The organism is Streptomyces sp. NPDC004647 (assembly GCF_040609575.1).
Taxonomy (GTDB): Bacteria; Actinomycetota; Actinomycetes; order Streptomycetales; family Streptomycetaceae; genus Streptomyces.
Genome location: NZ_JBEXKU010000001.1, coordinates 217139 through 232705 on the forward strand (window position 1 = coordinate 217139; position 15567 = coordinate 232705).

10 protein-coding genes and 3 pseudogenes are annotated in these 15567 nt (G+C 67.5%); 7 read left to right on the forward strand and 6 right to left on the reverse strand.

Annotated features, from left to right (window positions below; all coding sequences use genetic code 11):
- Positions 1–218: 218 nt before the first annotated feature.
- Entirely contained in the window at positions 219–2882 is a 2664-nt protein-coding gene (locus tag ABZW18_RS00790) for an AAA family ATPase (RefSeq protein ID WP_356180087.1), read from the reverse strand.
- Between the two features lie 147 nt (positions 2883–3029).
- Here ABZW18_RS00790 and ABZW18_RS00795 point away from each other — a divergent pair, with 147 nt between their 5' ends.
- Entirely contained in the window at positions 3030–4109 is a 1080-nt protein-coding gene (locus tag ABZW18_RS00795) for an alkene reductase (protein WP_356180089.1), read from the forward strand.
- 253 nt (positions 4110–4362) lie between these two features.
- On the opposite strand, the gene ABZW18_RS00800 is transcribed toward ABZW18_RS00795, so the two are convergent.
- Positions 4363–6612 carry a SpoIIE family protein phosphatase gene (locus ABZW18_RS00800; protein WP_356180092.1) on the reverse strand — a complete coding sequence of 750 codons (2250 nt, stop codon included), beginning with the start codon at positions 6610–6612 and terminating at the stop codon, positions 4363–4365.
- Positions 6613–7386: 774 nt separating this feature from the next.
- Between ABZW18_RS00800 and ABZW18_RS00805 the strand changes: the two genes are divergently transcribed.
- Together ABZW18_RS00805 and ABZW18_RS00810 are read left to right on the forward strand one after the other, a co-directional pair.
- Complete coding sequence (locus tag ABZW18_RS00805; protein ID WP_356180094.1) at positions 7387–8076, forward strand: DsbA family protein; 690 nt, start codon at positions 7387–7389, stop codon at positions 8074–8076.
- 95 nt (positions 8077–8171) lie between these two features.
- Positions 8172–8295, forward strand: a pseudogene (locus ABZW18_RS00810) (lipoate--protein ligase family protein); the annotation flags it as partial.
- A gap of 363 nt (positions 8296–8658) precedes the next feature.
- Here ABZW18_RS00810 and ABZW18_RS00815 read toward each other — a convergent pair.
- Together ABZW18_RS00815 and ABZW18_RS00820 are read right to left on the reverse strand one after the other, a co-directional pair.
- Positions 8659–10302: an IS200/IS605 family accessory protein TnpB-related protein gene (locus ABZW18_RS00815; protein WP_356180097.1), complete on the reverse strand. Its 1644-nt coding sequence runs from the start codon at positions 10300–10302 to the stop codon at positions 8659–8661.
- Entirely contained in the window at positions 10295–10873 is a 579-nt protein-coding gene (locus ABZW18_RS00820; protein ID WP_356180100.1) for an IS607 family transposase, read from the reverse strand. The genes ABZW18_RS00815 and ABZW18_RS00820 overlap by 8 nt, the downstream gene beginning before the upstream one ends.
- A gap of 253 nt (positions 10874–11126) precedes the next feature.
- Here ABZW18_RS00820 and ABZW18_RS00825 point away from each other — a divergent pair.
- Positions 11127–11814: pseudogene (locus ABZW18_RS00825) on the forward strand (transposase family protein).
- A 22-nt stretch (positions 11815–11836) separates the two neighbouring features.
- Here ABZW18_RS00825 and ABZW18_RS00830 read toward each other — a convergent pair.
- Both ABZW18_RS00830 and ABZW18_RS00835 read right to left on the reverse strand, forming a co-directional pair.
- A complete protein-coding gene (locus ABZW18_RS00830) occupies positions 11837–12169 on the reverse strand; it encodes a thioredoxin domain-containing protein (RefSeq protein WP_356180102.1) in 333 nt (110 codons plus the stop codon).
- 2 nt (positions 12170–12171) lie between these two features.
- Positions 12172–12564, reverse strand: coding sequence for a MerR family transcriptional regulator (locus tag ABZW18_RS00835; protein ID WP_356180104.1), 393 nt, complete (start codon positions 12562–12564; stop codon positions 12172–12174).
- A 435-nt stretch (positions 12565–12999) separates the two neighbouring features.
- On the opposite strand from ABZW18_RS00835, the gene ABZW18_RS00840 reads away from it, so the two are divergent.
- From ABZW18_RS00840 to ABZW18_RS00850, 3 genes and pseudogenes are all read left to right on the forward strand, one after another.
- Positions 13000–13497 (forward strand): hypothetical protein, encoded by a 498-nt coding sequence (locus ABZW18_RS00840; RefSeq protein WP_356180107.1) that lies wholly within the window; start codon positions 13000–13002, stop codon positions 13495–13497.
- Between the two features lie 513 nt (positions 13498–14010).
- Positions 14011–15216, forward strand: coding sequence for a cytochrome P450 (locus ABZW18_RS00845; protein WP_356180110.1), 1206 nt, complete (start codon positions 14011–14013; stop codon positions 15214–15216).
- A 105-nt stretch (positions 15217–15321) separates the two neighbouring features.
- A pseudogene (locus tag ABZW18_RS00850) lies at positions 15322–15567 on the forward strand (DUF885 domain-containing protein); the annotation flags it as partial.

Here is a 15567-nt window from a genome sequence, read left to right on the forward strand (position 1 = left end):
CACCATCATCGGCGCAGAGCCGGGGAGCACCCACCACGAACACGGACGGCAAGGACGTCGAGGCGCTGCGAACTTCGCCAACCTGAAGCTGCTGTGTGGAGTGCACCACGACCTGGGAACTGACGCTGGCACACTCGACCCGACCACCGGGGAGCTGCGCACGCCCTGGCCGCCCGACACTGCGGACCGAACTGTGGCTGTGCCTCAAGCGCGGTCGGTCAGCTCGAGCTGAGTTGGGCGAGTTCCCTGCGGGAGCTGACGCCGAGTTTTGGGTAGGCGCTGGACAGGTGACTCTCGACGGTTCGGGGGCTTAGGTAGAGTTTGTCAGCTATCTGTCGGCTGGTGTGTCCTTTCGCGGCCAGCCGCACCACTGTGAGCTCTTGGGGAGTCAGCCGGTTTTCAAGGTCTGAATCGGAAAGGTGGAGCGTGCCGGGCTCGCCGGCCGCCCGCAGTTCGGCCAGGGTTCGCTTCACCCATGGGCCTGCGGACAGCCGCTCGAAGACATCGAGTGCCGATCGAAGAATTTCGCGTGCGTCAGCGCGTCGGCGCGCCCGGCGTAGCCATTGGCCGTAAAGGAGTTCGGTGCGTGCCCGCTCGAAGGGTCGAATGCCGATGGGGTGCACGTCAAGTGAGCGGACGAAGTCTTGTTCCGCGAGGGTGTTCTCCCCGGATTGTGCTCTGACCAGTGCTCGGCATCGCAGGGCGACGGCGTGGGCCCAAGGTCGGTCGGCGGCTTGTGCCCAAGTGGTGAATCTGGTCAGTGACTCCTGGGCACGGCTGGTTTGCTCAAGGCGGATGGCCGCTTCGACTTCGTCGGAGGCGCTGGTGATGAGCAGGGCGGTGTGGCGCCAGGGGCCGGGAGGGGTTGCGGCGAAGTTGCGCAGTGCGGCGTTGTAGTCGCCGTGGGCGAGTTCGAGTAGTCCGAGGGCGCTGTGGTAGCCCGCGTGAGCCGTGTACCGGGGTGAGTGCGCGAGGTGACGGATCTGGTCTTGATCGCCTTCGATGGCTGGGATTCGGATGTGGGCGAGGTCGAGCAGCACGGGGTAGGGAGGGGTGGCGGCGTTCGGCGCGAGGTCAGCTGCTTCGGATAGTGCGGCGCGGGCGTCGCCGTGTGAGCCGTTGAGCATGTGGATGTGAGCCAGTGCCGTGAGCAGCTCGGGCATTCCGCCGATCAGGCCGTGCTGGCGGCGGCGCATGACCTCCGCCTCGGCCAGGCGTCGGGAGGCGTCATCGTCGCCGAGGATCAGGGCGCTGTAGAGCATGCGCATGAGCTCGCCTGTGTCTTCGGCCGCGCACCTCATGGAGGGTGTTTTTGCGAGGAAGGCGGCGAGCGAGGGCAGGCCGCGGGTGTAGTCGTCTTCGGCGAGGTAGGCCAGTCCCTGGACTATGTCATCGGGTTGATCCATCTCCTGGAGCTCCTTGTGGGCGAAGACCGTCAGCGTCGGGTCGCCGGAGAGCCAGGCATAGGTGGCTGCGGTGCGGAGCATGGTGGCGGCCTGGGCCGGGGGAGCTGCCGTGGCGTGGTCGGTCAGCAGGCGGGCGGCGTGCAGGGGATGGCCGTGTTCGAGATCGACGGTTGCACGCAGAAGGGCGAAGGTGGATGGGTTGTTGGATTCGGTGTTGGAGTGCTCGGCCCGCTCTATCAGTTCCGCTGCGCAGGCGGCGTTGCCGGCGGACAGGGCGGATCGTGACGCTTCTCCGAGCCAGTGGGCCTGATCCCGTGGTTTCGTCGCGAGCTGGGCAGCCTGCTCCAACAGCGTTGCGGCCTTGGTGAAACAGGAGGTGCGTCGGGCGCGGTCGGCTGCCTGGACGAGCATGGCGGCAACGTTGTCGTCTGGTGTGGTGGCTGCAGCCGCCAGGTGCTGGACGCGGCGGTCGGCATCGCCTGATGCGTCGGCCAGGGACTGGTGGACGCGTACCCGCCGTGCCAGGACCGCTCCGTGATATGCGGCTGGGGCCAGCAGGGGGTGCCGAAAGCCGACGGTCTGGCCGCCTGTTACGTGGAGCAGTCCGGCCTGCTCGGCCGGTGCGAGGTCCTCGAGGCCGACGCCCAAGCGTCGGGCGGCGTCGAGCACCGCAGAAGTCTGGTCTCCGGCTGCTGCTGCAATGACCATCATCAGCTTGGTGCGGTCAGGCAATACGCTGATCTGAGACCGCAGCGGGGCGAGGATGTGGTCAGCCACGGGCAGCGGCACACGCCGGATGAGGTCGGCGTACGTGGCCTCCACAAAGGCGTTCAGCGCAAGCGGGTTGCCTGCCGCGTCCTCGATCACCCGAGCGCGCCCGGCGGGCCCAAGGCCGCGCTCGGCGAGCAGCTGCGCGGCGTCATCGCGATGCAACCGTGCCAGGTGCCGTTCGGGAAGCCCGGCGGCGGTGAATCCCTGGTCGCGTGCTGTGAACACCATGGCCACCGGTTCATCGGTGACCCGCCGTGCAGCGAACAGCAGCGCGTCGGCCGTGGCCTGGTCGAGCCACTGGGCATCATCGACCAGACACACCACGGGGGACTCACGGGCCAGATCGGCGAGGATGGTCAGGACCGCCAGGCCGGTAAGAGACCGGTCGGGATGGGGCGAGGCAGAGCCGTCCAGGGCGGCATGAAACGCCGCGGCTTGCGGCGGCGGCAGCGCGCTCACCCGCTCTTGAATGGGGCACAGCAACTGGATCAGGCCTGCGTGCGCCAACCCCTCCTCGGCCTGGAACCCCGTCACCCGCAGCACGCGCACCCCCAGGGACGGCGCTGACTCCGCGAGCCAGTCCAGGAGCGCGGACCGGCCGATGCCCATCTCTCCTCGGAGCACCAGCGCGCCGCCGCGCCCGGCCCTCGTGCTGGTCAGCAGCTGCGTGAGGCGGGTTTGCTCTTCTGCCTGTCCGTGGAGCATGAGGTCGCCCCTTCCGCTCTCGGTACTCCCTCTGCGGTAGGTGAACCATAAACCTTACGTAATGAATTCCGAAGCCTTACGGATCCGCACCATCCGGGCCGCCGCATAGCCTCTTGACCAGCTGATTCACCTGATTGGGAGGATGTCGTGGAGGAACTGTTCCAGCCACTGACCGTGGGGAAGCTCGAGCTGCCCAACCGTCTGATCATGGCGCCGATGACGCGCGCTCGCGCGTCTGAGAACGAGGGGCTCGTCAACGCTCTGACGGCCGAGTACTACGCGCAGCGGGCCGACGCGGGCCTGATCATCGCCGAGGGCACCCAGCCCAGCATCGTCGGCCAGGGCTACGTCAATACGCCGGGTCTGCACTCACCGGAGCAGGTCGAGGCATGGCGCCAGGTGACCGATGCCGTCCATGGCCGGGGCGGCCGGATCTTCGCCCAGCTGATGCACTGCGGCCGGGTCGGCCACCCCACTCTCTACCCGGACCGCAGGCTCCCCGAGGCCCCCTCCGAGATCCCCTCCGGCGAGCAAATGTTCAACGGCACCACGATGCTCGATCACCCGACTCCGCGCGCCATGACCCTCGACGACATCGCTCGGACGATCGACGACCACGTGCTCGCCGCCAGGAATGCCATCGATGCCGGCTTCGACGGGGTGGAACTGCACGGCGCCTTCGGCTACCTCATTCACCAGTTCCTGTCCGACAACTCCAACCAGCGCACCGACCCGTACGGCGGTTCCATCTCCAACCGGATCCGCTTCGCCGTCGAGGTCTCGCGGGCGGTCGCCGATGCAATCGGCGCGGAGAGGGTGGGGCTGCGGATCTCACCGACCAACGGGAACAACGGCATCCAGGAGAGCGATTCTGCCGACCTTTACACGGCGCTGGTCCACGCCTTGGCTCCCTACGGCCTGGGCTACCTGCATGTCGTCGAGTTCGGCAATCGGGACCTCACGCGTCAGATCCGGGCCGCGTGGCCGGGAACCTTGATCCTCAACCCACACCAGACCCCCGAGGAAACCCTGACGCCCGAGTCCGCCCGGGCCGTGCTCCAAGCGGGGATAGCCGACGCAGTGAGCCTGGCGAAGATGTGGCTCGCCAACCCCGACCTGCTCCCCCGGATCCGGGCCGGCGGCCCCTACAACACCGACGACCGGGACACGTGGTACGGCGGGGACCATCGCGGCTACACCGATTACCCAACCGTTGCGAGGGCATAGTCATGTCTCAGCAATCCGTGCGTTTCCACATGGAAGGCCCTTAACGGTGTCACCACAGACCGAGTTGGGTCGGGGTGTCCTGATGAAGGTCTCGCGCTTCCTTCCGACTGTGGGTTGGTTTTGCGCCACCTGCCCGCCCCGCCCTGGCCTTGTGGCTGGGGCGGGTGGTGCGGGTCTTCTGGTCGGCTCCACGCGGTTTCGGCACTCGCCGACCACTGAAAAAGGCTCATGGAATCTTCCGAAGGCGGAGGAGTCAAGGCGCCGATGGGATGTCGAGTTCGAACCACGTCGTCTTCCCGCGACCGCTCGGCGAGCTTCCCCAGGTCGAGGCCACGGCCTCGACGATGAGGAGCCCTCGCCCAGACTCGGCCTCCTGGTTCCCCGGTTGGTCCGGGCCGACGAAAACGACGGGTACGGGCGGGTGCGGGTCGCTGTCCCGTACCTCTACGCGAAGGCGGTCGCGATACTCCCGGACTCTGACGTCAACCTCGCTGTGGGCGTGGATCAACGCGTTGGTCACCACCTCTGAGGCGAGAAGCTCCACTTCATCAAGGAGGGGCAGGAGCTGCCAGTCGCGAAGCTTGCTGTGCAGAAAGCGCCGGACCTCGCTGACCTGTTGGAGCCCGTGGCGCTGCACGAAGATGCGGGCGACGCGCTGATGCGCTCGGTCCTGTGCTCCCTCGTAGCGCAGGAGCAGCAGCGCTGCATCGTCCTGGCGTGGTGCCTCCGCGGGGGAATCATCGATGAGTTGGTCGGCGATGGTCTCCAGATTCTGCGCGTGGCCGTCGGCCAGGCAGCGGGACAGTCTCTCGATGTCGGCGACGGCCCCGGTGCGTCGGGTGTCGAATAGCCCGTCGGTGAAGAGGGCAATGATGCCGCCTACCGGTGGTTCGATCTCCGTCTGGAGGTAGACGATTTGGGGATCGATGCCCAGAGGGGGGCCGACGGGCAGCGGGGGGACGGTGACCTGACCGGCCCGGTCGCTGATCACGGGAGGGTGGTGACCAGCGGTGGCTACCAGGGCGGCGCCGGCGTCCAGGTCCAGCCAGAGGCAGCAGCACGTGGCGAAGAGGTGGGTGTCCAGCTCGGCTATCAGGCGGTTGCTGCGGGTCAGCACGGTGGCGGGATCGTGTCCCTCGGCTGCGTAGGAGCGCACGGCGGTGCGTATCTGTCCCATGACTCCTGCCGCCTCGAGACTGTGTCCCTCGACGTCACCGATGACGAAGCCGATGCCCCCGTCGGGCAGGGGGATCACGTCGTACCAGTCGCCTCCCACGTCGGCGCCCTCGTTAGCCGGTATATAACGGGCGGTGATGTCGATCTCGGCCAGGTGCGGGAGAGTCCGAGGCAGCAGTCCCTGCTGCAGGCCCTGTGCCAGCGTCTGCTGGACCTCGTACGCGCGGGCCCGCTCGAGCGACTGCCCTACCTGGCCCAGCATGATCATCAGAAGGGTGCGTGCTTCGAATCCCAGCCGGTGATCTGGGTCGAAGGCCAGGACGCAACACCCCAACGCCCGCCCGTTCGCGATCAGCGGCAGGAAGGACCAAGCGCGCTCTTCGGCCCATTCGACGCCGGGATAGGCGGCGTGCAACTCCTGGGCCGTGGCAAAGAAGATGGGCTCGATCTTGGTCACGGTATCGGTCTCCGGCGTGCGCGCGGAGAGCGGAATGCCGTCCACGCGGCGCACGGAGTCCTTGGGGACGCCGGCCGATCCCACGACGCGTAGCCGGGCGTTCTCGGCCAGGCAGAGCATCACCGCTGTCCCGCCGAGGGGGCGTGCCACCTTGGTCCACGCGGCTGCGACGACGTCGCGCGGGGTCTTCGCCGTGGTCAGGTCGGACGCGAGGTCGAGCAGCTGGTAGAGGAGGGTGCTGCCAGGGGCCGGAGAGTCGATCGTGTTTCTCTGGTTGTCCAGTGGCTCCGTCAGCGGCTCCGAGGCCGGGGCCTGGGGCGCGTCGTACGCCGGGATGAAGAGCGGCACGAAGGGCGCCTCCATCGAGATGCCCTGCGCGGCGAGCGACTCCAGGTCATGGGCCAGCTCCTTAGACACCTCGGTCAGGAAGTCCAGGGCCTGGTCGTTGATCGGACGCGGAGGCGTCCAGCGCAAGGTCACGGCGCCGAAGCTGCGGTCGGGGGTTTGGAGCGGAGCTGAGACCACGAGCATGGGCCACGGTGTGTGCACGACCAGTTCCGGATGCTTGTGGACCAGCTCTGGTATGTCCGTGTCGCGCAGGACTACCAGCCTCCTGGTGTGGTGCGCTCGCGACGAGGCATGCCAGAGATCATCCGAGGGCATTTCTGGGATCACGGTGAAGGCCAGGGGGCCGTCCACGGACATCCCAGCGGCCAGGGCCTGCCCGTCGCCGGTCAGGAGGTAGATGGTGCTCGTGCTCGCCTGCAGGTGGGTGTGCAACTGCCGCAGTGCCGCGGCCATGGCCTCGTCGCGCCGTGCCTGCAGCGGTCCCCTGGGTCCAGACGCGCCCGGCTGGGTTGGGTTCCCCATCGCATCCACCTTCTGTGCGTCCATGGCGGCATCTAAGGCGCCGACGAGGATGCGCCCGCCATCTCGGATTGTTCCGTATCATGCTTGTTTCTCCCATTTCATGGAAGCACTCCGACGCCGCGACGGCGCACGGTGCAGACCCTGCTTCGACGGCCCGTCCGGACATGCCATGCCCTCGGTGTCCGGATGCCGCACGTCGTCGCCATGCCGTCTGATGATTGCGATTCTGATTTACATCAGGTAGTTGATCGATGACTCACTGTGTGAAGTGTGCGCGGTGTGGTGGGCCGACCACCCCGGGGGCCGAGCCCGAGTGAGGGGCAGCACATCGAAATTCACGATGTCCCGGTAGCGATGGAGCAGGTGGCCGTTCGGATACGCGAGCGCTGAGGGCAAGCAGGCGGTGTTCGCCCGGGTAGCGGTGAGACCGGTTGACTTCTGACCGCCTGTGGCACGCCCGAAGGCCCGCCGGTGCGCGACGCTCCAAGGCGGGGCGGCCTGGTGGCCACGCCTGGCGCGCCCTCGGGGCGTTGTCGTTTCTCCAGGTCGTCGGCATAGTTGACGCCTGGCTGCCGTGACTACTCTTCCATGTTGCTCCGGCCGTTCGGCCGCGGGGCAGCACCGCTGAGGCGGTTGCGCGCCGGGATGTGGCGGCGGAATACCCAGGGATGCGGGACTTCCCGCGGTGCGCGAAAGCCTGCATCTCGCGTTCCTCTCCAGGAGAGGCACGTCCCGTCCGGGACGGAACTGAACCGAAATCGAGGGGAATTCGGCATGAGCGACACCAGGGAACCAGGGTCCGTCACCGTCTGGTCCGACATAGGCTGCCCCTGGGCGAGCCTGGTCCTGCACACCCTCCGCGGCGCGGCGCGCGAGCGCGAGCAGGAGATCCTGATCGACCACCGGGCGTTCCCGCTGGAGCTGTTCAACAGCCAGCCCACGCCCAAGTTCATCGTGGAGCCCGAGGTCATCGTGATCGCCGCACGCCGCCCCGAGCTGGGATGGCGCCTCTGGTCGGGGCGGGAGTCGGACTACCCCTCGACCATGCTGCCCGCGATGGAGGCCGTCCAGGCCGCGAAGGACCCGGCCATCGGCGGCCTCCGCGGCAGCGACGAGCTGGATACGGCGCTGCGCCGTGCCTTCTATGCCGAGAGCCGGTGCATCAGCATCCCCTCGGAGATCCTCGACATCGCCGCTGACTGCGCGCACGTGGACGCCGCGGCACTGGCCGGGGCGATGGAGCGCGGCACGGGGCGGGCCGAGGTGTACGAGCAGTGGCGCACCGCCCAGGGGCCGGAAATCCAGGGCAGCCCGCAACTGTTCGCCTCCGGCGGCTACGCCGCCCACAATCCCGGCGTAACCGCCCGCTGGACCGGCGACCCGGACCACGGCGGCCTTCCGCATCTGGAGGACTACGACGCCTCATGGGCTGAGGACCTGCTGGGTGTGGTGGCAGCGCCATGACTGGCAAGGGTCCACGGCCAGGGTGGCGGGTCGGTCGGACGTACGGTTGGTCTCCTGCGGCCCGTCGCAGGGGCCGGTAGCGAGGGAGGGCTGCCTTGCACGGTGAGTACCAGGTGCGGGTTGGGAAGCTCGCCGTCGTCGATCTCGACGTCGAGGACGGTACCCCGCGGCGCATGCGGCATTTTCCTGGAGCCCGACGACACCCTCACCGCGATCTCCTCCCTCCAGGTGGGCGCGGGCGGCCAGCTAGAGGCCGTACCACGGTCACTTCGCCGAGACGAACAAGCTGACCGGGCGATCAGTCGCCTTCCACCGTCTTGCTCCGGAGGCGTCCGGGTTGGCGTCGGCGGTCAGCTCCTGCTGTATCTCCAGGAGGCAAGAGATCAGCTTTGTCGCCCCGGTCTTGGACATGCCGGTGCAGCCGACGCCGAGGCCCTCGGGACCTTGAGGAAGGCGACGCCCTGCGAGCACATCAGCCACTTGACGGCGGACGGCCACGGTGCGGTCGAAGTCGTCGGCGCTGCGGAAGCCAGCCTGCCATCTGGGAGGCGTCGACGTCTGAGGCTCTTCTCCATACCGTTCCTAAACAGTGTCCAGGAGTGGGTCTTGGACCCACGTCCCGGAACTGCACGCATCCCGAACGGTGTTGGATGCGCTGGTTCCCCGTGTTCTCTTTGTCCCCGTCCGGCGACGTGCATCGTGTGCACGCTCCGTGACGGGTGGGCGGGGTTCCTCACGCCCTGGGACACCACGGTCGGCCTGGACGGTCCGATGCCCACGACGATCACTCTGGTCGTCGTGGGGCGGTGCCGTCCGTCGCCGGATCGGGTGCCCGAGGGCGCGCCTGCCGATCGCGACCGAGGCCGCGTCGTGGCGAGTCATTTGACGGGTCTTGCTGGTCAGGGGCTTACGCCAGTGCTGATCGCCCCACATGGAGGTGTACGCCGGATCGACCGCGACGATCGACAGTCCCTGCTCGGCAGCCATGGACACGATGCGGGCCTTGAGCTTGCCGGTCGGCATGCCGGAGATGAGTTGCCGGAACCGTTTGCGTCGGCCGTGCTTCTCGCGGGTCGTCTCGGCAGCGAAGTCCAGGTTCTCGATACCGATCGCCTCAGCCCCGCACTGCTTCGTCCAGTGCAGCAGCCGGGTGAGCGCGTGGCGGATCTGGGCGTCGCGGTGGTCGGCCGGCCCGGACAGGTCGTAGCAGAACCGTTTGGGGTCGCCGACGGGGTTGCCGTGCCGGTCGAGGCGGTAGGCGGCGAAGTGGTCCGCGTTCGTATCGACACCGACCATGCCGCCTGCGCGGGCGGTTTCCAGCGGAACGGTCTTCACCGTGGGCCGGGTCCACGACGCGGTGAGATACCAGCGGCCACGGGCCACATCGAGGCGGATGCGGTAGGCGACGGCCCGGTTCTGCTCTATGCGGTCGCGCCACTCGTCGCCCCGGTGCTGGAACTGCACCTTGGAGGCCAGCACGTACCGGCCGTGCTCCGCGTTCGCGTGGTGCGCGAGCGGTGCGGGCAGCTTGATGCTGACCTCGCCGTCCGGCGTGACGCGGATCGTCTCATTGCCGAACCGCTTCCCCGACTCGCCGTCGGCGGCGAGGAACCAGCGCTCGGCTTCCCAACGCTGGCGCCATTGGGCCTCGGTGAGCTGCGCGGCTTTTAGGTTGTGACGGTTCCTGAGCAGCCGCCGACCGCCCCGCACCACACGCACACGGCCGGTCTGCCAGTCGTGGCGGGCGGCTTCGAGCCGGTGTTCCAGGGTGGCCAGCCGACGCGACTTTTGGAACCACTCGCCCTTCGACCGGTAGCCGCCCGGCGCCCGCTTGCTGCCCTTCTCCCCAATGGGGAGCGACAGGCGGTGCATCAGCGTGCGGATACCGGCCTCAAGGTTCTGGATGTGCGCCATGAGGCAGCGGCGGGCCAGGCCGTGCTGGTCGTGGGTGGCCTTCGTGATCGTCCCCGCGATCCGGGAGGAAGACCGCTCGGTCAGCTCCCGTTTGCGGGCCGCCCACGCGTCGTTGTCGTGGTCGTGCCCGGCCTCGCAGCGGGCCTTGAGATCAGCCGAGGCCAAGCGGCCCTGATGCTCGCCGACCAGGCGCAACACCTTCTCGTCCTCGGTCGTGAGGTGCTTGAGCCGGTCGCGTATCGCCACACCGGACGGACCGAGGGCGGCGAACGGTGCGTCGATGGTGCGGAGCTGCTTGTTCTTGTCAGCCATCGGCAGCCGCCGCCTCAAGGGCTTTCTTCGCCCGGTTCTTCGCTGAGCGGCGCCCGTACAGACCGGCACAGAACGAGGTCAGGACCTCCACCATGTCGCGGACCAGGTCGTCTTCGACCTCACCGTCATCGAGGACGACCAGGCGACGGCCGGTCGCGGACAGGGTGGCTTCGATGAGTTCGACATTCATGCGCCCGAGGCGGTCTTTGTGCTCCACCACCAGCGTGGTCACCGCCGGGTCGGCCAGCAGGCGACGGGCCTTGGTGCGGGCGCCGTTCATGCCGGATGCGATCTCAGACTCGACGCGGACGACCTTGTGTCCGGCCTTGGCTGCCCACGCCGACAAACGAGCGGTCTGCCGCTCCAGGTCGGCCTTCTGATCCTGGGAGGAGACACGGGCGTACAAACCCACACCTCCGGTCACGGATGGTGAGGTGTTCGCGTCGATGTTGACCAGGATCGTGCGCGGCCCCACTCGCTCCGCAGGGACCGGCAACGTGCCCTCGCGGAACCAGCGGTACGCAGTACGCGGGGCGATCCCCTGTGCGCGCGCCCATTCCGTCAGGTTCATGCACAAGATCATACAGCACTCGTGACATCTAAAGGACACTCGTGGACACCTATCCGAGAGCAGTTTCCAACCCTTCAATGAGCCTTTTCAGGGTGCCCACTGATCGGGTGATTGCGTCGGTGTCCGCAACGCACGGGGCTCCTGTGCCGCTGGGTGAGGTGTTCGAAGTCTCAACCCACCGGCGCAGGAGCCTCGTTGGTTCCCTGATCCTGCCGCACTCGACCTGCCTCACGCCCTGGTCGAGTGGGTCACCATGCTCATCGTCACCCGCGAGGGTGGCCGCCGCTGCAATCTCCCACCGCACCAGCGTGCCCTGGTCGCACTGGTCTACCTCCGCCAGCACACCACCCTCGTGCAGATCGCGGCCGGCTTCGGCCACTCCGTCGCGGCACCGCACACGCCTACACGACAGCCGTCGTCGACCTGCTCGGCGACCGCGCACCCGGCCTGCTGCGCTCCTTGCGTGAGTCTGGTCCCGGCCACGTCCTGCTCGACGGCACGCTCGTGGAGTGCGACCGGGTCGGCGACAGTCGGGCCGACTACTCCCACAAACACCGCCGGCACGGAGTGAACGTGCAGGTGGTGACTGACCCGGCCGGGCGGCTGCTGTGGATCTCGCCCGCACTGCCCGGCCGGGCCCACGACCTGACCGCGGCCCGCACCCACCGAATCATCCGGATCTGCGAGCGCCAGGGCATCCCCGTCCTCGCCGACCGTGCCTACATGGGCGCCGGACCATGGGTGACCACACCCCTGCGACGCACACCCGGCCGCGACCTGTCACCGACCCAGCGAACGACCAACCGCGCGCTCTCCCGGGCACGAGCACCGGTGGAGCGGGGCACGGCCCGCTTGAAGTCCTGGCGGGTCTTCCGCAAAGCCCGGTGCAGCCGAACCGAATGTCGTCAATCGCCGCAGCTGTCCTCACCCTGGAGCGGTAACGCTGAAAAGCTCAGTGACCAATCACAGCACGTCTGTGAGTTCCTGGAGCAGACGGCGCTTGGGCCTGGCCCCGGTCATGGACTTCACCGGCTCACCGTCGCGGAAGACGATGAGTGTGGGCGTCGCGAGCACGCCGTAGGCGATGGTTGTTTCAGGGCTGGTGTCCACGTCGATCTGTACAACCTTCAGCCGGTCGCCTTCCTCAGCGGCGATCGCAGTGAGCACCGGGCCGAGCTGGCGGCACGGACCGCACCAGTCCGCGGTGAACTTCACCAACACCGGAAGACCGGACTTCAGCACCACCTCCGCGAAGTCCGAGTCCGTCACCTCGTCCACGCCTACCGTTTTGATCATTGTCATCCCCTCAGTTCGCACCGCGGCTCGGGGCCGCCCGCCTGTTCCGCTTCGGCACGCAAGAGCTGGGAACTCACCTGGTCCCGCACCGCGAGCAAGTCGCCGATCACTGCGTCAAGTTCGGCGAGCTTCCTGCGGTACGTCTCGAGCGAGGCCGGGCAGGAGTCCCCGGCCGGATGTCCCGCTCGCAGGCACTCCACGAACGGCCGGGTGTCCTCGAGGCCGAACCCGAAGTCCTGCAGAGTCCGAATCTGCTGCACGAGCAGCAAGTCGTCGTCCCCGTACGCGCGGTACCCGTTGACCGCCCGGCACGCGGGGAGCAGCCCGCGCGACTCGTAGTACCGCAACGTCCGGGTACTGACCCCGGCTCGCTCCGCCAGTTCGCCGATGCGCATGCATAGCACGCTAGACCTTGACGCTCACGTCAAGGCAACGGAGTCGTCAATCGCCGCAGCCGTCCTCACCCTGGAGCGGCAACGCTGAAAGAGCTCAATTGAGCCCGGGATCCCTTCCGTTCATTGCTTCTTTGACGGGATTCTCCAGGTGGCCTGACCCTTCTGACTTCGCCGATAGGCGTAGTCAGAGAACTCCTGTAGGTAGTCAGGTTTTACGTTTTCCGCAGGCTGTTTTACCGAACGCGCACAAGGCCTCGGGCGTCGGCGTCAGTGCCCCGGACTGATCGTACGCTCGCTCACCAATCGGGCTTCCGGCCACGGCGGGGGGAGTGGCCGGAATTCTGGCCAAACCCCAAATGACACGGCGCGTTCGGCTCGCATACGGCTGTATTCCTGACCGGGTCCCAAAGCGAAAACAAAGAGAAGAGGTAGGTTATGTGTGGTAGGACTGCCGGCGATGTGCTGGATGTCATGCTGATGTGGTCCGGCAAGGCCAACCCCTCCGACGAGGAGCGGGTGGCGGACGAGCTCGCGGTCGGCCAGTTCGTGGCGGACCTCTACGAGGCCGGGGTGCCGGTGATCACCGGCATCAACATCCACGCCAGCCGCAATTTCACGGTGGTCCGCGGTCAGCAGGCTCCGCTGGCGGACGGCCCCGTGACCGAGGTCGGCGAGCGGCGTCGCGGCTACATCGTGATCGAGCTGCCGAACAAGGACGGCAAGGCCCTGGAGAAGGCGCGCATGTGGGCCGACCGGCTGCCGTTTCCCATCGTCGACGTGATCACCAACGAGGAATTCACCCCGGCCCAGATCGCCGACATCGTGGCGGCGACGCCTGCGAGGGTGGAGCACGCGGAGGGGGCTTACGCGCTCCAGCGCGAGGAGATCAGGGAGGGCCGCTACACCCCGGCCCAGCTGAAACTCATCGCCTGACAGCAACGGCCTGAACCGGCCGCGAGGCCGGAACGCCCCCACAGGGTACGGGCCCACGCCGATGTCACCGGCGTGGGCCCGTACCAGTATTCGACACCAGACGGTGCGATAAGAGGTCGCGTGGACAGGACCTCCTCGCGCGACGTCACAGGTGCTCGTTGCCGCCGAACGTCAAAGGCGCCCTGCGGGTCGACCACCGCGACATGAACCGCGGGCCCCGCCTTGGGCTAACCGGCGAATTCCTCACCGTCGCCGACCGGCGGGTCAGTCTCGAGCTCACCCCGCCAGGGACGGTGGCGACCAGGCCGTGACCGCCGTCGACTTCGCGAGACCGCCCCCGCTGTCCCTTTCACACTCGCTGCCGCGCAGCGTGCAACGTGCGTGCGCTGCGTCAGATGGCCACTCCAGGCGCCTCCCCGCCCCGGGCGGGGCGAGTGGCGCGAGGCGGCCCGGTCCCCGGGGGCAAGCGCCGGTTGAGCCCCACCAAAGCTGCCCGCTACGGAAAGAAGTCTCATGCCTGCTCCAGTCCCCGAACTCCCCCTTGCCCGGCTCAGGACCGCCCCCCTCGACCCGCCGCCTGAATACCTCCACTTCCGTGCCGCGAGTCCCATCACCCGCGTTACCATCTGGGACGGAAAGCTGAGCGCGTGGCTGGTCACGCGCTGGGAAGACGCCCGCGCAGTCCTCGCCAGCCGGGCCTTCAGCGCCGACGTCTCACACCCCGGATTCCCCAGAATCCGCGACGGTGTCCCACTGGCCCCGAACGGCTTCCTCCAACACCACGACCCGCCCGTGCACACCAGGATGCGGCATGCGGTGACCGCCGAGTTCATGGACAAGCCAATCAAGGCGCTACGCCCATCCATCACCCGTATCGCCACTGACCTGATTGACGAGATGACCAGGCTGGAGGACAAGGCTCCGGTCGACCTCGTGGAGCACTTCGCCCTGCCGCTCCCCTCACGTGTGATTTTCGAGTTCCTCGGGGTGCCATACGAGGACCAGGCCTTCATGCAGGCGCAGTCGAACACCTTCATCGAACTCGGATCGACCCCGGACCAGCTCGCCTTTGCACTCGAGACGCTTCACCATTACTTCTTGGAGCTGCTCGCGGCCAAACGGCAGCGTCCCGGTGACGATACGGTGACCCGCCTCGGCGCACAGGTCGATACCCGCACCCTCACCGCGAAGGACGCAGCGGACTTGGCCTGCCTGATTCTGTTCACGGGATACGAGACCACCGCGAGCATGATCGCACTGAGCGTTATCGCACTGCTGCAAAACCCCAGTCAGATACCGCGACTCCTCGCCAGGTCGGACAAGAAGTCAAACTCGGTCGACGAACTGCTCCGCTATCTCAGCATCTTCCATGCTGGCCAGCGGCGTTACGCCCTGGAGGACGTGACCATCGGCGGTGTCACCATCCGTGCTGGAGAGGGCGTTATCATCCCCCTGGCAGTAGCCAACCGTGACCCGGAAGTCTTCACCGACCCCGACCACCTCGATCTTCGCCGTGGCAACGCCCGCCGGCACGTTGCCTTCGGTCACGGCATCCACGTCTGCCTGGGAAAGCCCTTGGCCCGCGCCGAACTGCAGATCGCGCTGCCATTGCTGTTCCGGCGGCTGCCGAACCTGAAGATCGCCGTTCCGCTGGAGGAAGTCTCCTTCAAGCTGAACACGCTCAGCTACGGAGTCCACGAACTACCCATCACGTGGTAGTCCGGTTCCGTCGTTGACCGCGAGCGGAACCAGGCGCATCAGCACGCCCGCTTAAACACCGGAAGCCGCGAACAGATGCGGCCTGTCCCGTATGAGGTTGAGCGCATGTCCGCCCACATCAGCAGCCCGCTCCCCCGCCAGGTCGCCGACGCCTACGTAGACGCGCTCATCGACCTCGACCCGATCACCGGCACCAACCTGGGCGTTGCCGAGAGTTCGAGCCGGCTCCCGGACTTCTCCCCCGCCGGGCAGCAGGCCCTCGCCGACCTGGCCCGTACGACGCTGGACCACCTGGCCGAGGCGGAGGCCTGGCCGGGCGGCGACAGCGACGCCGAGCGCCGCTGCGCCCGG

Bases quoted from the DNA above. Each gene is read 5' to 3' on its own strand.
- ABZW18_RS00790 (WP_356180087.1), bottom strand. From the start codon at position 2,882: ATGCTCCACGGACAGGCAGAAGAGCAAACCCGCCTCACGCAGCTGCTG.
- ABZW18_RS00800 (WP_356180092.1), bottom strand. From the start codon at position 6,612: ATGGGGAACCCAACCCAGCCGGGCGCGTCTGGACCCAGGGGACCGCTG.
- ABZW18_RS00805 (WP_356180094.1), top strand. From the start codon at position 7,387: ATGAGCGACACCAGGGAACCAGGGTCCGTCACCGTCTGGTCCGACATA.
- ABZW18_RS00815 (WP_356180097.1), bottom strand. From the start codon at position 10,302: ATGGCTGACAAGAACAAGCAGCTCCGCACCATCGACGCACCGTTCGCC.
- ABZW18_RS00820 (WP_356180100.1), bottom strand. From the start codon at position 10,873: ATGAACCTGACGGAATGGGCGCGCGCACAGGGGATCGCCCCGCGTACT.
- ABZW18_RS00830 (WP_356180102.1), bottom strand. From the start codon at position 12,169: ATGATCAAAACGGTAGGCGTGGACGAGGTGACGGACTCGGACTTCGCG.
- ABZW18_RS00835 (WP_356180104.1), bottom strand. From the start codon at position 12,564: ATGCGCATCGGCGAACTGGCGGAGCGAGCCGGGGTCAGTACCCGGACG.
- ABZW18_RS00840 (WP_356180107.1), top strand. From the start codon at position 13,000: ATGTGTGGTAGGACTGCCGGCGATGTGCTGGATGTCATGCTGATGTGG.
- ABZW18_RS00845 (WP_356180110.1), top strand. From the start codon at position 14,011: ATGCCTGCTCCAGTCCCCGAACTCCCCCTTGCCCGGCTCAGGACCGCC.